Source organism: Alloalcanivorax sp. C16-2 (assembly GCF_046507615.1).
Classification (GTDB): Bacteria; Pseudomonadota; Gammaproteobacteria; order Pseudomonadales; family Alcanivoracaceae; genus Alloalcanivorax; species Alloalcanivorax marinus_A.
Genome location: NZ_JBKFTL010000001.1, coordinates 483,742 through 499,727, shown reverse-complemented (window position 1 = coordinate 499,727; position 15,986 = coordinate 483,742). Strand labels below are relative to the sequence as shown.

Annotated in this window: 15 protein-coding genes and 1 tRNA gene; 7 read left to right on the top strand and 9 right to left on the bottom strand. The window is 66.0% G+C overall.

The annotated features are described in order from the left end of the window. Window positions 1–25: 25 nt before the first annotated feature. Together ACLD02_RS02360 and ACLD02_RS02355 are read left to right on the top strand one after the other, a co-directional pair. Window positions 26–505: an MOSC domain-containing protein gene (locus ACLD02_RS02360; protein ID WP_203103843.1), complete on the top strand. Its 480-nt coding sequence runs from the start codon at window positions 26–28 to the stop codon at window positions 503–505. 5 nt (window positions 506–510) lie between these two features. Beyond that, window positions 511–1,032, top strand: coding sequence for a DUF1415 domain-containing protein (locus ACLD02_RS02355; protein WP_338015209.1), 522 nt, complete (start codon window positions 511–513; stop codon window positions 1,030–1,032). Between the two features lie 9 nt (window positions 1,033–1,041). On the opposite strand, the gene ACLD02_RS02350 is transcribed toward ACLD02_RS02355, so the two are convergent. Further along, the gene (locus tag ACLD02_RS02350; protein WP_203103847.1) at window positions 1,042–1,734 is read right to left on the bottom strand and encodes a pseudouridine synthase; all 693 of its coding nucleotides are present in this window, start codon (window positions 1,732–1,734) and stop codon (window positions 1,042–1,044) included. A gap of 85 nt (window positions 1,735–1,819) precedes the next feature. On the opposite strand from ACLD02_RS02350, the gene rep reads away from it, so the two are divergent. Beyond that, complete coding sequence (gene rep / locus ACLD02_RS02345; RefSeq protein WP_410297830.1) at window positions 1,820–3,841, top strand: DNA helicase Rep; 2,022 nt, start codon at window positions 1,820–1,822, stop codon at window positions 3,839–3,841. 37 nt (window positions 3,842–3,878) lie between these two features. Here the strand turns inward: rep and ACLD02_RS02340 are convergent, their stop codons facing one another. The 4 genes from ACLD02_RS02340 to ACLD02_RS02325 all read right to left on the bottom strand — a co-directional run bounded on the left by ACLD02_RS02340 (window position 3,879) and on the right by ACLD02_RS02325 (window position 8,262). After that, entirely contained in the window at window positions 3,879–4,229 is a 351-nt protein-coding gene (locus ACLD02_RS02340; protein WP_203103851.1) for a c-type cytochrome, read from the bottom strand. Between the two features lie 2 nt (window positions 4,230–4,231). Continuing rightward, window positions 4,232–4,627: a c-type cytochrome gene (locus tag ACLD02_RS02335; RefSeq protein WP_338015199.1), complete on the bottom strand. Its 396-nt coding sequence runs from the start codon at window positions 4,625–4,627 to the stop codon at window positions 4,232–4,234. Between the two features lie 134 nt (window positions 4,628–4,761). After that, window positions 4,762–7,359, bottom strand: coding sequence for a CHASE2 domain-containing protein (locus ACLD02_RS02330; RefSeq protein WP_203103856.1), 2,598 nt, complete (start codon window positions 7,357–7,359; stop codon window positions 4,762–4,764). Between the two features lie 213 nt (window positions 7,360–7,572). After that, window positions 7,573–8,262 carry a response regulator gene (locus tag ACLD02_RS02325; protein ID WP_203103858.1) on the bottom strand — a complete coding sequence of 230 codons (690 nt, stop codon included), beginning with the start codon at window positions 8,260–8,262 and terminating at the stop codon, window positions 7,573–7,575. A 235-nt stretch (window positions 8,263–8,497) separates the two neighbouring features. Here ACLD02_RS02325 and ACLD02_RS02320 point away from each other — a divergent pair. The 4 genes from ACLD02_RS02320 (at window position 8,498) to ACLD02_RS02305 (ending at window position 13,129) form a co-directional block, all read left to right on the top strand. After that, window positions 8,498–8,574: transfer RNA gene (locus tag ACLD02_RS02320), tRNA-Arg, on the top strand. Between the two features lie 103 nt (window positions 8,575–8,677). Further along, window positions 8,678–10,120, top strand: a complete 1,443-nt coding sequence (pyk, locus tag ACLD02_RS02315; RefSeq protein WP_203103860.1) for a pyruvate kinase — start codon at window positions 8,678–8,680, stop codon at window positions 10,118–10,120. Window positions 10,121–10,725: 605 nt separating this feature from the next. Further along, a complete protein-coding gene (locus ACLD02_RS02310) occupies window positions 10,726–12,093 on the top strand; it encodes a hypothetical protein (protein WP_203103862.1) in 1,368 nt (455 codons plus the stop codon). Between the two features lie 169 nt (window positions 12,094–12,262). Further along, entirely contained in the window at window positions 12,263–13,129 is an 867-nt protein-coding gene (locus ACLD02_RS02305) for a hypothetical protein (RefSeq protein WP_410297829.1), read from the top strand. Between the two features lie 19 nt (window positions 13,130–13,148). Here ACLD02_RS02305 and nfi read toward each other — a convergent pair whose 3' ends face one another. The 4 genes from nfi to ACLD02_RS02285 are packed head-to-tail and all read right to left on the bottom strand — an operon-like array spanning window position 13,149 to window position 15,977. Next, complete coding sequence (gene nfi / locus ACLD02_RS02300; RefSeq protein ID WP_410297828.1) at window positions 13,149–13,862, bottom strand: deoxyribonuclease V; 714 nt, start codon at window positions 13,860–13,862, stop codon at window positions 13,149–13,151. Continuing rightward, complete coding sequence (locus tag ACLD02_RS02295) at window positions 13,862–15,436, bottom strand: PepSY-associated TM helix domain-containing protein (protein WP_203103868.1); 1,575 nt, start codon at window positions 15,434–15,436, stop codon at window positions 13,862–13,864. The genes nfi and ACLD02_RS02295 overlap by 1 nt, the downstream gene beginning before the upstream one ends. Next, window positions 15,436–15,690 (bottom strand): hypothetical protein, encoded by a 255-nt coding sequence (locus ACLD02_RS02290; RefSeq protein WP_410297827.1) that lies wholly within the window; start codon window positions 15,688–15,690, stop codon window positions 15,436–15,438. The genes ACLD02_RS02295 and ACLD02_RS02290 overlap by 1 nt, the downstream gene beginning before the upstream one ends. Beyond that, window positions 15,687–15,977 (bottom strand): hypothetical protein, encoded by a 291-nt coding sequence (locus ACLD02_RS02285; protein WP_410297826.1) that lies wholly within the window; start codon window positions 15,975–15,977, stop codon window positions 15,687–15,689. The genes ACLD02_RS02290 and ACLD02_RS02285 overlap by 4 nt, the downstream gene beginning before the upstream one ends. Between the last annotated feature and the right edge of the window lie 9 nt (window positions 15,978–15,986).

The following is a 15,986-nucleotide window of genomic DNA, read 5'->3' as shown; positions in this document are numbered from 1 at the left end:
CGTCGCACAGCTAGGGGAAGCCGGCATGGCCACCGTTCAAGCCCTCTACATCGCCGCCGAGAAGCGCGGCCCGGTCAGCCGTCAGCCGGCGGTGAAAGTGGACGCCGGCCGTGGCATCGTCGGCGACCGGCGCTACCGCCGCGACACCCCGCCGGCGGAACAGATCACCCTGATCGAAAGTGAACGGGTGACGGCATTCAACCAGGAGTACGGTCTGGAGGTTGAGCCGGGCAGCCTGCGCCGCAATCTGATCACCGAGGGCATTGATCTGAACGCCCTGGAAGGCCGGGAATTCAGCGTCGGCGGCGTGCGCATGCGCGGCATCGAGCTGTGCGAGCCCTGCGCCGTGGTGGGCCGGCTGCTGGCCCGCCCGGGCCTGAGCCCCAGCGAGGTGATTCGCGCCCTGATGGGCCGGGGCGGCCTGCGCGCGGAAATCCTCGACTCCGGCGTGCTGCGCGAGGGCGACACCATCGAGGCCACCGTCACGCCGGAGCACAACGTTTGAACACCGTGGAACGGCGCACCCGCGCCTGGCTGGAAGGCGCGGTGCTGGGCCTGAAACTGTGCCCCTTCGCACGGCGCCCCTATGACCAGGGCCGGGTGCGGCTGGTGGTCAGCACGGCCCGGGATGGGGAAACGGTGCTCGCCGACCTGCACCGGGAACTTCTTCATCTCGACGACCATCCGGCGGTGGAAACCACGCTATTGGTGACGCCGCTGGCCCTGGCGGACTTCCTCGACTACAACGACCTGCTTGACCCGGTGGATGCACTGATGGCGGAGCATGGCGGCGGCGGGGTCTATCAGGTGGCCAGCTTTCACCCGCACTATCAGTTCGCCGGCACCGCCCCGGAAGACGCGGAGAATTTCAGCAACCGCGCGCCCTACCCGATTCTGCACCTGCTCCGCGAGGACAGCCTGGAACGGGCCCTGGCCGCCTACCCGGACGCCGACGCGATCCCCGAGCGCAACATCGATACCCTCAACCGGATCGGCGCCCGCCATCTGCGCGCCCTGTTCGCTCACTGGTAGGGCGCGCCGCTAGCCGGCGATCTCCGCTTCGGTCAACGGCCGGTAGTGTCCCGGCGCCAGGGCCGGGTCAAGCACGATGGCGCCGATACGTTCACGGTGCAGCGCCACCACCCGATTATCGAAATGCCCGAACAGCCGCTTGATGTGATGATAACGGCCTTCGCGCAGGGTCACCCGGGCCTCGCGCTCGCCAAGGATCTCCAGCCCGGCGGGCAGGGTGACGCGATTCTCGTAGCGAAAATACAGGCCGCGCCGGAACACCGCCGCGTAATCGGCGCCGATGGGGTCCTCGGTACGCACATGGTAGACCTTGTCATGACCCGCGCCGGGCTCGGTAAGGCGCCGTGACCAAAGGCCGTCATTGGTGAGCAGCAGCAACCCGGTGGAATTGAAATCCAGGCGCCCGGCGAGATGCAGCTCCGCCTTGTCGGCCTCCGGTTCGTCGATCAGATCCAGTACCGTGGGATGCACCGGGTCGCGGGTGGCGCTGACGCAGCCGGCGGGCTTGTGGAGCATCAGATAGCGCGGTCGGCGCCGGCGCAGGCTGCCGCCGTCCAGCGCCACCGGGCTGAAATCGTCCACCGGGCAGTGACCGTCGGTGACGGTGCGCCCGTCCAGGGTCACCCGGCCCTGGGCCAGGGCATGGCGGGCGCCGCGCCGGCCCAGGTCGGTGTGCAGCGCCAGAAAGCGATCCAGCCGCATCGGCTCCTCGTCGAATGATCCCTGCTACGGGGTGGCTATTCGCTGGTATGATACGCGTTTTCCCGACCCTGATCGCCGGAGCTCTATGTCGACGCTGAACCCCCGTCAACAGGAAGCCGTGTTGTACACCGATGGCCCCCTGCTGGTGCTCGCCGGGGCGGGCTCGGGCAAGACCAGCGTGATCACCCGCAAGATCGCCTGGCTGATCCAGGAGAAGGGCCTGCCGGCGCGGCGCATCGCCGCCGTCACCTTCACCAACAAGGCGGCCCGGGAAATGAAGGAGCGGGTGCAGAGCCTGGTGGACCGGGGCCAGACCCGGGGCCTGATCGTCTCCACCTTTCACAACCTGGGGCTGCGTATCCTCAAGCAGGAACTGGCCGCCAGCGGCCTGCGCCGGGGCTTCTCGATCCTCGACCAGACCGACAGCAAGGAAATCCTCAAGGAGATCCTGCGCCAGGGCGAATCCGAGCAGGACCTGAACGCCGTGGACGCGGTGCAAAAGCGCATCTCCGACTGGAAGAACGAGCTGATCCTGCCCCAGGAAGCGATCAGCCGCGCCGAGGACGCCGCCGAGCTGCGCGCCGCCATGGCCTACGAGGGTTACAGCCGCATGCTGCGGGCCTGCAACGCGGTGGACTTCGACGACCTGATCCTGCTGCCGGCGCACCTGTTCCGGGAGCAGCCGCGCATCCTCGACAAATGGCGTCACCGTATCCAGTACCTGCTGGTGGACGAATACCAGGACACCAACGGCGCCCAGTACGAGTTGGTGCGCATGCTTACCCAGCCGGAGGGCCGCTTCACCGTGGTCGGTGACGACGACCAGTCGATCTATGCCTGGCGTGGCGCCCGCCCGGAAAACCTGGCCCGCCTGCAGGATGACTGGCCTGCGCTGCGGGTGGTCAAGCTGGAGCAGAACTACCGGTCCACCGGTCGCATTCTCAAAGCCGCCAACACGGTGATCGCCAACAACCCCCATGTGTTCGAGAAGAGCCTTTGGTCCGACCACGGCTACGGCGAGGCGATCCGCGTGGCGGCGCTGCGCGACGAGGACGCCGAGACCGACTGGATCGCCGGCGACATCTTCCACCGGCGCCTGCAGGGCAACCTGCGCTGGAAGGATTTCGCGGTGCTCTACCGGGGCAATTTCCAATCGCGAATTCTGGAGATGAAGCTGCAATCCCTGCAGATTCCCTACAAGGTGTCCGGCGGCACCAGCTTCTTCGCCCGGGGCGAGATCAAGGACCTGATGTGTTACTTGCGGCTGCTGGTCAACCCGGACGATGACAACGCCTTCCTGCGCGTGATCAACACCCCGCGCCGGGAGATCGGCCCCGCCACCCTGGAAAAGCTGGCCGGCTGGGCGGCGAAACGGGACCAGGGCCTGTACCACGTCTGCGATGACTTCGCCCTGGGCGAAGTGATGCCCGGCAAGGCGGCGGAGAAGCTGCGCGGCATCAAACAGTGGCTGGATGAGAAGCGCCGCGCCTGTTTCGGCCACAACAGCCTGCAGGCAATCCACGAACTGATCACCGAGATGGACTACGAGGGCTGGGTGATGCAGAACGCCTCCAGCCCGCGCATCGGCGAGAAGCGCATGGAGAACGTCTGGCAGCTGGTGCGCAATATCCAGCGCATGCTGGAAAAACAGGAAGAAGAGGACGACGGCGCCTCCGACCTGGAAGCGGTGATCGGCAAGCTGGTACTGATGGATATGCTTGAGCAGCAGGAAGAGGAAGACGACTCCGACCGGGTGCAGCTGATGACGCTGCACGCCTCCAAGGGGCTGGAGTTCCCCCATGTTTACATGATGGGCGTGGAGGAAGAACTGCTGCCGCACCGGGCCAGCATCGAGGACGACAATATCGTCGAGGAGCGCCGCCTGATGTACGTGGGCATCACCCGGGCCCGGGAAAGCCTGGCGCTGACCCAGGCGCTGACCCGCAAGCAGTACGGCGAGAAGGTGGACACCATCGCCAGCCGTTTTCTGGACGAACTGCCCCTGGACGACCTGATGCGTATCGGGGAAGGGGTGGAAAAGGACGAGGAAGTGGAGGACCGGGTGGCGGAAAACAGCATCGCCAACCTGAAGGCTCTGCTTGACTGAGCACCGCGCCGTATTGCCGTGGGAGCGGCTTTAGCCGCTACCGGGCGCCGCTCCTCTTGAGCATATGGATGACGGTGGCTTCCAGTTCCTGGTCGCTGCAGTCGAAGCAGGTCCCCCTGGGCGGCATGCCCATCCGGCCCTCGATGGCCACCCGGAACAGATATTCCAGACCCTTTTGCTCGACTTTGTCCGACCAGAGCGGCCGGAACGCCGGCCCCACCCGGGGCGCTCCGGCCACGCCGCGGCCATGACAATTAACGCAGTAGCGGCCATAAATGGCTGAAGGTGGGCGGGGTTCGGCGGTCTTCGTGCCGACGTCACGCGCCGACTCCGGATCGCCGCAGCCGGCCAGCGCCAAGGCCAGCGCCAGGGCGCCGGCGGCGCGCATGGTTACTTGCTCTGACCGACGATGTATTCCACCGCCGCGTGAATCTCTTCCTCGGAGCAATCGGCGCACATGCCCTTGGCCGGCATGGCGTTGAAGCCTTCGTAGGCGTGCTTGACCAGGGTATCGATGCCCTTGTCGATACGCGGCGCCCAGGCGGCGCTGTCGCCCAGCTTGGGCGCGCCGGCGGCACCGCTGGCGTGGCAGGCGGCACAGCCGCTGTTATAGACCTGCTCACCGGAACGCGGCTCCCCGGAGCCAGCCTCGGCGGCGGCTACCTGGGCGCCACACTCCTCGCCTTCGACGCAGACGCTGCCCACCGGGGCCAGACGCTCGGCGGTGGCGCGGTCACTGAAAATCGAACGCTGACCCAGCGGGTAGGAGGAATTCTCGGCCGCCACGGCGGTTCCGGCAAAAAGGGTGGCCAGGAGAACCAGGCTGGCTGACAGCAGTTTTTTCACAATGACACCTCTGATAGCTGCGACTTGCCCCGGGGGCCGCCGGATTATACCCGTAGAAAACACGGGGAAAAAGGTTACAGATGATCCACCCTGATACGCGGCAGCGACAGGGTGAAACAGCTGCCTTCGCCGGGCTCGCTCTGTACCGTGATATCGCCGCCATGGCGCTCGGTGACCACCTTGACGAAGCGCAGGCCCAGGCCGGCGCCGCGGGTACGCGCGCCGCCACTGGTGCTGGCCCGGCTGAAGCGCTCGAACAGGCGCTCCTGGAACGCCTCCGGAATCCCCACGCCGTGGTCGCGGACCTGACACAGCACCCGGTCGTCACCAGCATACAGACGCACGTCCACCACGCCGCCTTCATGGCTGTACTTGACCGCGTTGGTGAGCAGGTTGACCACCAGCCGCTCAAGCAGCTCATTGTTGCCGCGCACCCAGACGTCCTCGTCCTCGTTGTAATCGAAACGCAGGCGGATATCCCGGGCCTGGGCCTGAATCTGGACCTGGTCCACGGCGGATTCCACCACGTCGAGCATGTCCTGCTCGATCATTTCCACCGCTTCCTCGGACTCCACCCGGGCCAGCTGCAGGAACTGCTCGGCGATATTCAGGTTACGCTGGGCGTAATGCTCCACGTTGTCCAGGAAGTCACGCAGGCGCTCACCCTCCTCGCCATGGCGCATCTTGCCGATCAATGCCAGCACCGACACCATCGGCGAGCGCAGATCGTGGGACAGGAAGTCGAGCATCTCGGTACGGGTACGCATCGCCTGCTTGACGTCGGAGATATCCTTGAGACTGATGATCAGCATGCGTCCGGGCTGATCCCCGGCGTGCACCAGAATCATGTCCAGATACAGGTCCATGCCGCGCCGGTTGCGGCACTCTTTCTGCACCCGGCCATCGGCCAGCACCGTCTGCACCAGATCCACCCACTGGCGTTCGCCACTGAATTCAAGCTCGCGACCGATGTCCGCCAGCCCCAGGGTGTCCTGGCCGACGCCCTCCAGGCTGAGCAGGTAAGCGGCCTGGGGGTTGATGAACACCACCCCGCCACAGGCGTCGCAGATCAGCACGCCCTCGCTCATCTGCGCCAGCCCCACCTGGAAGAAGCGGGTCAGCGCCTGCTGACGCTGTTCCTCATTGCGCAGCTTTTCCACGTGCTTCTCGATCACCTCGTAACGCGGGCCGCCGCTGCGGCCACGCGCCTCGGTGCGCGCCAGCATGGCGCGAATCCAGTAATCGTAGGTGTCGGCATCCAGGCCCTGGCGCCAGGCCACCGACAGTTCGTAGCGCTTGCCCTCGTGGCGGAACGGATAGCGACGGGCCAGCGGGCCGCGCCAGTCCACCGGCGCCAGCTGTTCACCGCCGGACACCGGGGCGCCGCCCTGGGTCTGCATGCGCCAGGCCCGTACCGGCAACACCTGATCAAGCATCCTGAGCATACGCGACATGGGCGCCGGCTCGGTGAGGCGGCGGTTGAGATCACTGTATTCCGACAGACGCGCCAGGGCGTTGCGCATATAAGCCATGGAGTATTCGAGGCGGCGCCAGGTCCACAGTGGATAGGCCACGATCGCCGACAGCAACGCCGCCGCCGGGGAGAACCACAGGCCGAACAGCGCCAGCAGGCCATAGCACACCGCCAGGGTCAGCCCCAGGGACGCCAGCACCAGCGGAATGCTCCAGCGCGGCAACACCAGCGGTAACGCCAGCGGCGCCAGCAGTGCCAGGAACACCCCCAGCAACATGGTGGGTACCGGCGACAGGCCCTGAATCAGCTCGCCCCTGCGCAGGGCATCGAAAATATTGGCGTTGATTTCCACCCCGGCCATCAATTCACCCTGGCCGGCCAGCGGCGTGGGCAACACGTCGCCGAGGCCGGCGGCGGTGGCGCCGATCAGCACGAACTGGTCCTTGATCAACTGATCCGGCACCCGGCCTTCGAGCACGTCCACCGCGGATACCTGGGGATAGGTGCCGGCGGGGCCCACGAAGGGAATGTAACGCGGATATTTGCGCACGTTGGCAAGCCCGGAGAAGCCTTCGCCGTCCCCGGCCGGATAGATATCCGGGGACAGCAGCCCCTCGCCTTCCAACACCGCCTGGGTGATGTGCGGCCACCAGGGCTGGCCGATTCCCGAGCGCATGTACACCGACCGGGCCACACCGTCGCCGTCCAGCTCCAGGTCCACATGGCCCAGCCCCTTGGCGGCCCGGGCGAAGGGGGCATGGGGCAGCACCTCGGTGAGTTGCCCACCGGAGCGCAACTGCTCCACGTGCACGGGCAGATAGACATTGCCGGCGTTGCCGATGGCGTCCACCAGGGCGCGGTCAGACTCCGGTCGGGCGCGGTCCGGCTCGGACAGGATCAGATCCATGAGAATGGCCCGCGCGCCCTGCTTGTGAAGCTGGTCCAGCAGTTGCGCATGCACCCGCCGGTCCCAGGGCCAGCGCCCGATCTCGCGCAGACTGTACTCGTCGATGCCGACGATCAGCACGTCGCCGGAGGGCTCCATGGGCAGCCATCCGATCATGCTGTCGTAGACATAACGGTTAAAAAAGGAAAGCGCGCCGCTGATCGACAGGAGCACGCACAGCCCCGCCACGACCAGCAGCACCGAGAGGTGCTCGATGAAATAGCGTTTTTGCTCGGAACCCGGGTTCGCCATGGTGCCCCTGAAAGTCGTTACTGCGCCGCCGCCAGCCCTATCGTTATGCGCCTCCGGCCCGCTCCGGGCCGTGCCACCCCGCACCCCCGGCGCAAGCCGGTGGCGGGACGACGGAGAGTCAATAATACGCTGACAGCCCGGCCGGGGCAGCGTTTCGGAACGATCGGCGGGACACCGTAGCGTGGCGCCCGGGCCAAAAAGGAGCCGGGACGATTACTCGTCAACCGGCTCCAGGCGGTAACCGTGCTGGTATACCGTCTTGATCCGATAGCCACGCTCGGGCCGGATTTGCAGACTACGACGAATGCGGCTGATATGCACGTCCACGGTGCGGGATTCGATCGGGGTCATAATGCCCCAGACCTTCTCCAGCAGGTGCGCCCGCGACATCAGCTTGCCCACGTTCTGGAACAGATAGCAGGCCAGCTCGTAATCCTTGTCGGTGAGCTTGATGGGTTCCTCGTCGAGAAAAATCTGGCGCCGACCACGGTCGATCGTCCAGGGTCCCACGGTCATCATTCCTTGATCATCCATGTCGGCCACGCCCGCCCTCCGCCCCAATGCGGTGAGGCGGGCAAGCAGTTCCGCTTGTTTCACAGGCTTAACCATATAGTCGTCGGCCCCCTGGCTGAGCGCCCCAACGATGGAGGACTCGTCGTCACGCTGGGTGGCGAACAGCACCGGCGTCTTGTTGCCGCTGGCGCGCACCTCCTCCAGGACGGCGTAGCCACTCATATCGGGGACTTCCCAATCGAGCACCAGCAAATCGAATGTATCCCTGCGCAGCAGGCTCATGAATTCCCGCCCACTGGAGAGATGCGTGCACGTGTGCCCGGATTCCCTGAGCCAGTGCGTGACCAGCTCGGCCTGGGCGTGATCGTCTTCTAGGTAAGCAATACGCACCGTTTTTTACTCCATCCCAATGCTGCAAGAGGGTAACCAAACGGACTCCGGTTGGCGGGAAAAGATTGTAAAATGCCGCCGCGCCGAGCGCACCACCGTTCGGCGGGCGCCATCATACCGGCCCGGGACGCCGGCCCCAAACCCCGCTCTTCCCATGGACTCCCCCGCCGCAACCCGCTATCATGCGCGCCACTTATCGGCAGCCCGCCGGCCCAGGCCCGTGGCACGCCGATATCCGCCCGTAGCTCAGCTGGATAGAGCGTCGCCCTCCGGAGGCGAAGGTCTCAGGTTCGAATCCTGACGGGCGGGCCATTTTCCTTTCCCTCTCCTCCTATCGCTGTCCGTCGCCCCCAAACCGTCACCCTTTTTTGCCACAATAGCGTCATCACTCTCCATCGTTCCGGGAAAGCTCGCGATGTTCCGACGCACCAAGATCGTTGCCACACTTGGCCCCGCCTCCTCCGGCAGCGACACCCTCGCCGCCCTGATCGACGCCGGCGTCAATGTGTTCCGCCTCAACTTCTCCCACGGCAGCGCCGACGACCACCGAAGCGTGGCGGCTCGGGTACGCGAACAGGCGGAACGCCTGGGCCGCACCGTTGCCCTGCTTGGCGATCTGCAGGGCCCCAAGATCCGCGTGGCCCGATTCCGTGACGGCCCGGTGATGCTGCGCGCCGGCGCCCCCTTCACCATCGATACCGCCCTGGACAAGGACGCCGGCGACGGCGACGCGGTGGGCACCGATTACGCCGGCCTGGCCGAGGACTGCCGGCCCGGCGACGTGTTGCTGCTCAACGATGGCCTGATTCAGCTTGAAGTGGACGCCGTGGAGGGCTCCCGCGTGCGCTGCCACGTCACCGTGGGCGGCGAGCTGTCCGACAATAAAGGCATCAACCGCCTGGGGGGTGGCCTCAATGCCGACACTCTCACCGACAAGGACCGTCGTGACCTGCTGTTGGCGGCGGAGCTGGACCTGGATTTCCTGGCGTTGTCCTTCCCGCGCCACGCCGACGACATTCACCAGGCCCGTGGGCTGTACCGGGACGCCGGCGGCCACGGCGACATGGTGGCCAAGATCGAGCGCGCCGAGGCGGTGGCCGACCCGGACACCCTGGACGCCCTGATCAAGGCGTCCGACGGCGTCATGGTGGCGCGCGGCGATCTGGCGGTGGAAATCGGCGACGCCGAGCTGGTGGGCGTGCAAAAGCACATCATCCGCCGGGCCCGGGACCTGGATCGCTTCGTGATCACCGCCACGCAGATGATGGAATCCATGATCCACAGCCCACAGCCCACCCGCGCCGAGGTCTCGGACGTGGCCAACGCGGTGCTGGACGGCACCGACGCGGTGATGCTGTCGGCGGAAACCGCGGTGGGCGATTATCCGGTGGCCACGGTACAAGCCATGGACCGCATCATTCTCGGCGCCGAGCGCACCTACCAGAACCGGCCACCCAACCACCGCCCGGAACTGGCCATGCAGCGCACCGACGAGGCCATTGCCCGCGCCGCCATGCATGTGGCCAACCATCTGGACGGCGTCAAGGCGATCATCGCCATGACCGAAACCGGCACCACCGCGCGACTTATGTCCCGGGTGCGCTCCGGCATGCCGATCTTCGCCTTCACGCCGGACCCGCGCACCCAGCGCCGGGTGGCCCTCTATCGGGGCGTGGAGCCACGCCGCTTCGATCTCGGCTCGCACCCCGAAAACCGGGCCAACGAAGAAGCGGTCCGCCAATTACTCAAGGCCGGCCAGGTGGCCGACGGAGACCGGGTCATTCTCACCCGGGGAGACGCCGTGCGCGTGGGTGGCGGCACCAACACACTGAAAATCGTCACCGTGGGCGAACCCTGAGCACCCGCGCGGACACATCTCGCAACATTTTCAGGGTATTTCTCGGCCGGCCCCGGACCCGGTTCCCCACCAACCTGAACGAGTGAACAACTGTTTCCATTTCGAAAAATGGAACACCCGGAGGCAGGACGTTTCATTTTTCAGGATCGGTGGCGGCGTCACTATAGTGGATTCCAGAGAGGCGGCGGGGCCCCGCCCCCGTCAGCCGATTCCCGGTGACCTTTAAAACCCGCCGGCCACTCACCAAAAATCAACCAGTGTTCACTTTCTCACCCGGTGGGCGTGACGGATTCCACTCGGCGCCAACATACCAACCGGTATTTTGCCGCTTTACAGTATTGCTTCGGCGACAAAAGGGGCTCTAAGATAGCCCGTGACGGTGGGGTGAAACCGTGTAATCACGGCGCTTCGCCAAAAGTCTAGTGGACTTGTTCACCACGAACGTGTCCGCTCGGGAGACGATGCCCTGGGAAGGGCATACGAGAGGGTTTCATCGTTCATCGCCTGAAACGGGTTTGTCACCCCGGGGGTGGTGGCCGGTGATGGATGACCGGAGTACGACCCTCTGACATACCAATAAACTTCGAAGAAACAGGACAAAAACAATGGCACTTAAGTGGACCAAAGACGCTCAGGGAGCGCTGAACAGTCATTCTGACCAGCCCCGCCTTTCCAAACTGACCAAAGCCATCGGCATGGCGGCCGTGTTCGGCGCCACCGCCGCGCTGTCCCCGATGGCCCAGGCCATCAAAACCGATTTCGGCCTGGAGTACCGTGCCACCGCATTCGCCAACCAGCTCGATGAAGATGGCCTGCCCGCCGGTGCCAGCAAGGATAGCGACAATGGTTTCGGCCACCTGATCCGCGTGAAGAGCAACTTCCTCGACGAGGATACCGGCATCTCCGTGTACACCAGCGTGGAAGTGGCCGGCGACCGCTGGGGCGGCGACGATCATGGAACCAGCTACGGCCCCTCCTACAACAGCACCAGCCGCGGTGACTCCGTTCGCCTGGACCTGGGTTATGTACAGATTCCGGTGGGCCACACCGTATTCCGGGTCGGCCGCCAGGCAACCAGCTACAACAACTGCTTCCTGGTGTGCGACGACCGTCGTGACCGGATTCTGGTGGTTCAGCCGTTCAGCAAGACCACCAGCGTGGTGGCCGGCTATGACCGCCGCCGCGACAGCAACAGCTATTCCGACGTGGACAACGGCGACATGTCCCTTCTTGGCCTGACCACCAAGGTCAGTGACTGGGACGCCAGCGTGCTGTGGGTACAGTGGTACAACAACTCCGAGGGCCCGCTCACCACGACCCCGACCGCTTACCCGCTGTCCAACACCACCCTGTTCTCCGGTTACCTGGACGGCTCCATCGGCGAGGCCCTGGATCTGGCCGTGGGCTTCAACCTGTTCACCAACGGCAACGTTGAAACCGGCGTGCCCGGCGACGACCGCTTCTTCCAGGAAGACGCACCGTCCGCCTACCTGCGTCTGGGCACCAACGTGGGCATCGTCGACCTGGGTGTTCAGTACGCCGCCACCCGTGACGGTGGTCTGATCTCCCCCGGCTTCGATACCTGGTCCAGCCTGATCAACTCCAACCCGGAAGCCACCCAGAGCGCCAGCAGCCTGTACCGCATGGGCGGCACCCTGGGCATGAAGGACTTCGATGAGGACCTGCTGATCGCGCGCGCCAAGTTCAACCTGACGCCGAAATTCTCCATCACCGGCGCCGTGGGCCAGCTTTCCGTGGACAACGGCACCGCCGACGACGACAGCATGGTCTACGACCTGCAGTTCGCCTACCAGGCCAACAAGAGCCTGCGTACCTGGCTGTCCGTGGGCATGATCGAGGAGAACGACGTGGCCACCCTGAGCGGCAACGACCTGATCGGCAGCACCTCCGGCGCCACCTTCGCCGAGGACGATGTGAAAGCCGCCAGCCTGAACATGAGCGTGAGCTTCTAAACGCCCACGGGCTGCATTGTCAGGCACGAAATCGGGGCGACCTTGGTCGCCCCGATTTCATTTGCGGGACGCACGCCCCGCTCCTCCACTCCACCACTGGACAAAGTCTTTGCCGGTTGCCCAAACTCCGTGGTCCCCGCTCCCGCTTTTCTGATACGGAACTACTTTCATGATCAAGCTCACTACCAGAACCCTGCTGTTCTCCAGCGCTCTCGCCGCCTTCAGCCTGAGTGGCTGCGCCCTCACCGACGCCGAAGCGGAGCAAGCCCTGGAGATCGCCAACGGCCCTTCCAACCTGAATACGCCCCAACCGGACTGGGACACGCCTTTCTGGGAACGGTGGAGCCAGGCTCAACCCGCCGATAATAACGGCGGCGAGCCCCGTGCCGTCAGCTTCAACCGGCGCGATCAACCTCTCGCCAACGTGGCATTGGTGATGGAAGGGCCGGTGGAAGCCGCTCTGCCTGAAACACTGACCGCCGAGGCGGCGGACCGTGGCCTGCTGATCCTGCCCAAGGGTCTGGTCCAGGACGCCATCGCCCACACCGCCGAATGCAACGATCTCGCCAGCCAGGCCTGCCGCTCGGCACTGGCGCTCTACCCCGGCGCCCGCCTGCTGGTCCAGGCCCGCGCCGAGGACGGCGGCCGGGTCGCCGTCCGGGTATGGGACACGGCGCTGGACAAGGAACTCACCGAGCGCGTCGCCAACAACGATCAGGGCGCCGCCCGCCTGCTCGATAGCCTGGCCAGCCAGGCCGCCACGGCGGATTGGTCAGCGCGCCCGTTCCAGGGCGAGGGCAATGCCCTGTACATCGCCGCCGGCCGCGTCAACGGCCTGGCGGAAGGCACCGTACTGGAGGTACGCGAACCGGGCCGGCCGGTGCGCACCCCCACCGGTCAGGTGGTGGCGTGGCGCGCCGGCGAGGTGGTGGGCAAGGCGAAGGTGGCCGAGTGGGTCGGCGCCACGCTGTCCAGAATCGAACCGGTCAGCGGCGCCGCGCCCGGGCCGGATCACCGCCTCTCCCTGGCGCCCTGATCCTGATCCGCCCGCGACGTCAGCGCAGTTGATCAAGCCGGGCCAACCAGCGCTGGCCCCGGTTGGACGCCAGGCCGTCCGCCCAGCGGGTGGTCTCCGGAAGCCGGTAGCGGGTGGTGCAGTGCATCACCAGTTCCAGAGCGGCGGGCAGATCCAGCCGGTGGCCCGGTGAGATGAACAACGGCTTGACCCCGGGCCGGGTGCGCAGCACCGCGCCCAGGGTCTCGTCGCCGTCCTTCAGCGGAGTCCATTCACCCCGCCCTTCGGGCACCGCGCCATGGCGCCCGCACAGCCTCTTCTTGGCGACCCCCACGGTGGGCAGGCCGGTGAGCACACCCAGGTGGGCGGCGATGCCCAGGCGGCGAGGGTGCGCCACCCCGTGGCCGTCGCACAGCAGCAGGTCCGGCGCCACGCGCAGTTGCTCCAGGGCACGCAGAATCACCGGGCATTCACGAAACGACAGCAGGCCGGGCACGTAGGGGAAAGTCACCGGCAGCCGGGCCAGCGCGTAGTCCACCGGCTCCAGGTCCGCGTAACGCAGCACCACCACCGCGGCCCGGGCGGTGTCGCCGTTTTCGAAGCCCACGTCCACGCCGGCCACGGTGTCCGGCGGCAACACCACTTCCGTTCGCAACCGGACCCGGGCGGCGCTTTCGCGTTGCAGGGCGCGGGCACGGGCCGGCGTCATGTCCGCCCAGTCCCTTTGCAGCTGGTGCGCGTCAATGATGGCCATCAGGCCGGATCCGGGTCCACCGGATTGGCCGCCGTCACCGGATGGGCGGCGCCCACCCAGAGCGGGTGCGGCGCGGCCCGGCGCATACGGCGCCGGCGCAGGCGATCCACCAGGATCAGGCTGGCGGCCACCGCCAGCAGAGCGCCGTTAACCAGCAGGAAGTCCGGCTCCAGCCAGGTGTGGAAGCCTTCGATGCCCCCCTGAACCAGCGGCGCCAGGATATAGAGACCGGCGCACAGCTTCGGCCACAGCCCAGCGGTGGTCAGCGGCGCGGCCCGGAAGGCAGCGACCAGGGCGACCAGTAGCGTGGCCAGAAAGGCAATTTTTTCCGCCGGGGCGGTCCACGCCTGCCAGGGTGAATACAGCATCGGTTTGCTGACGATGAACGCCATGGCCAGACCGGCCATGACGCCAAAGGTAACGCCCAGGGTCAGCCTGAGCATGAAGGCCGCGGAGCGGCTCGGACCCTGACGATCGGTGCGCCGCTCGCACCACATGATATTGCCAGAGAAAAACAGCAGGCAGCCCAACAGGGCGAGAGCGAAATACATCAGCCGCACGAACAGGCCGCCATAGTCACCGAAGTGCAGGGAATACACCGGTGCCATCAGGAAATGGTTGAAGGAGCGCTGGCCGGGGCCACTGACGGTGAGCAGCTCGGCGTTGTCGCCGCGCATCACCACATGGGAATAGTGCGCCACCTTGCCGTGCACCGAACCGCCCACGTCCACCACCGCGTTCTCATCGCCGTACTGCTGCAGCTCGATCCAGCCCACATCCAGTTCCGGCATCGCTTCCCGGGCGCCGGCCAGGTAGTCGTCGATGCTGGCCATGGCGACGCGGGTGCCACTGGCTTCAGGGGTGGGCCAGGCTTCCGTGGCCTCGGTGAAGACGGACTGGAACCGGGGGCCGAATACCAGGGCCCCCATCACCAGGGTGACGATGGCCAGGCAGCCCATGGCGGCGCCGGTCCAGGCGAAAATCACATGGAAGGGATAGCTGATCACGCCCACCAGGTTGTGCAGGTTCTTCCAGTAGCGGCGCAGGTTGCCCTGGTGCTTGAGGGCGAAGAATTCCTTTTTGAGCCGCGACCAGTGGATCACCAGCCCACCGATCAGGGCGGCGCCATAGAGCACCGAAACAATGCCCATGACGTAGAGGCCAAACTTCGGAATAGCCAGTTCGTAATGCAGCTCGTTGACGAAATCGGACAGCCCGGAGCCGCCGGGGGGCGCCACCTTTTCGCCGGCATCGTTGAAGTCCGAGGCGTGCTCGGTACGCCAGACACCTTCGCCGTCCACGGTGTCCCGCCAGATGGCGGAGGGGTCGTCGCCGGGCACCAGGAACATCCATTGACCGGCGTCCGGATTGTTGGCCACCACGGTGTCCAGCAACGCCTGCATGTTGGCGTCCGGGGCGGCGGCTTCCCGCGCCGCCGGCTCCTGCCAGTGATGCAGCTCGTGATGGAACATGTTCAGGGCACCGGCGAAGAAGGCCACGAACAGCGCCAACCCGGTGAGAATGCCCGCCCAGGCGTGCAGATCAATATGGCGTTTCAGGGTCTCCGCGCGCATCAGGTTCCCCCGTACAGGCTGGTGGTTTGCAGTAACAGCCAGGCCAGGCCGTTGGCCGCCAGCAGGCCAATGCCGGCGCGCCAGGGCGTGCGCGCCATGCCGGAGAGCACGATCAAAAGCGCCCAGACCAGCAGCGACAGCAGCATCATCAGCACCAGCCAGTCGCGCCAGTCAATCGGCAATATGGCGGCCAGCAGACCGCACAGCATCATCGCCAGGGGCAAGCCCAGCACGGAGCCCAGCAAGCCCCTCATGCCCGCCCCCCGGAGGTCTTGCGGCGACCGGCCCGGTAACTGTCCACCCAATGGCCGACCAGCATTGGCAGCCCCATCGCCCCCAGGGCGAATACCCACAGCGCGGTGAACAGCCCCACGCCGGGCCCCAGGTGCCAACCCCAACCGGCGAAAGCGCCGGCCACCATCACCAGCCCGGCGAGCCGGGCAGCCGGTGGTAACGGGCGGTCCAGCGCCCGTTGCTGGCGATCGGAGAGATATAGCAGGAAGGTGCCGGCGAGCAGCACGGCGGAGAGAAGAAGCAGCATAAGGCGCGC

What these genes read in the sequence shown, in the direction of transcription:
- ACLD02_RS02360 (WP_203103843.1), top strand. Translation starts at nt 26, where the DNA reads ATGGCCACCGTTCAAGCCCTCTACATCGCCGCCGAGAAGCGCGGCCCG.
- ACLD02_RS02350 (WP_203103847.1), bottom strand. Translation starts at nt 1,734, where the DNA reads ATGCGGCTGGATCGCTTTCTGGCGCTGCACACCGACCTGGGCCGGCGC.
- rep (WP_410297830.1), top strand. Translation starts at nt 1,820, where the DNA reads ATGTCGACGCTGAACCCCCGTCAACAGGAAGCCGTGTTGTACACCGAT.
- ACLD02_RS02340 (WP_203103851.1), bottom strand. Translation starts at nt 4,229, where the DNA reads ATGCGCGCCGCCGGCGCCCTGGCGCTGGCCTTGGCGCTGGCCGGCTGC.
- ACLD02_RS02330 (WP_203103856.1), bottom strand. Translation starts at nt 7,359, where the DNA reads ATGGCGAACCCGGGTTCCGAGCAAAAACGCTATTTCATCGAGCACCTC.
- pyk (WP_203103860.1), top strand. Translation starts at nt 8,678, where the DNA reads ATGTTCCGACGCACCAAGATCGTTGCCACACTTGGCCCCGCCTCCTCC.
- ACLD02_RS02310 (WP_203103862.1), top strand. Translation starts at nt 10,726, where the DNA reads ATGGCACTTAAGTGGACCAAAGACGCTCAGGGAGCGCTGAACAGTCAT.
- ACLD02_RS02305 (WP_410297829.1), top strand. Translation starts at nt 12,263, where the DNA reads ATGATCAAGCTCACTACCAGAACCCTGCTGTTCTCCAGCGCTCTCGCC.
- nfi (WP_410297828.1), bottom strand. Translation starts at nt 13,862, where the DNA reads ATGGCCATCATTGACGCGCACCAGCTGCAAAGGGACTGGGCGGACATG.
- ACLD02_RS02295 (WP_203103868.1), bottom strand. Translation starts at nt 15,436, where the DNA reads ATGCGCGCGGAGACCCTGAAACGCCATATTGATCTGCACGCCTGGGCG.
- ACLD02_RS02290 (WP_410297827.1), bottom strand. Translation starts at nt 15,690, where the DNA reads ATGAGGGGCTTGCTGGGCTCCGTGCTGGGCTTGCCCCTGGCGATGATG.
- ACLD02_RS02285 (WP_410297826.1), bottom strand. Translation starts at nt 15,977, where the DNA reads ATGCTGCTTCTTCTCTCCGCCGTGCTGCTCGCCGGCACCTTCCTGCTA.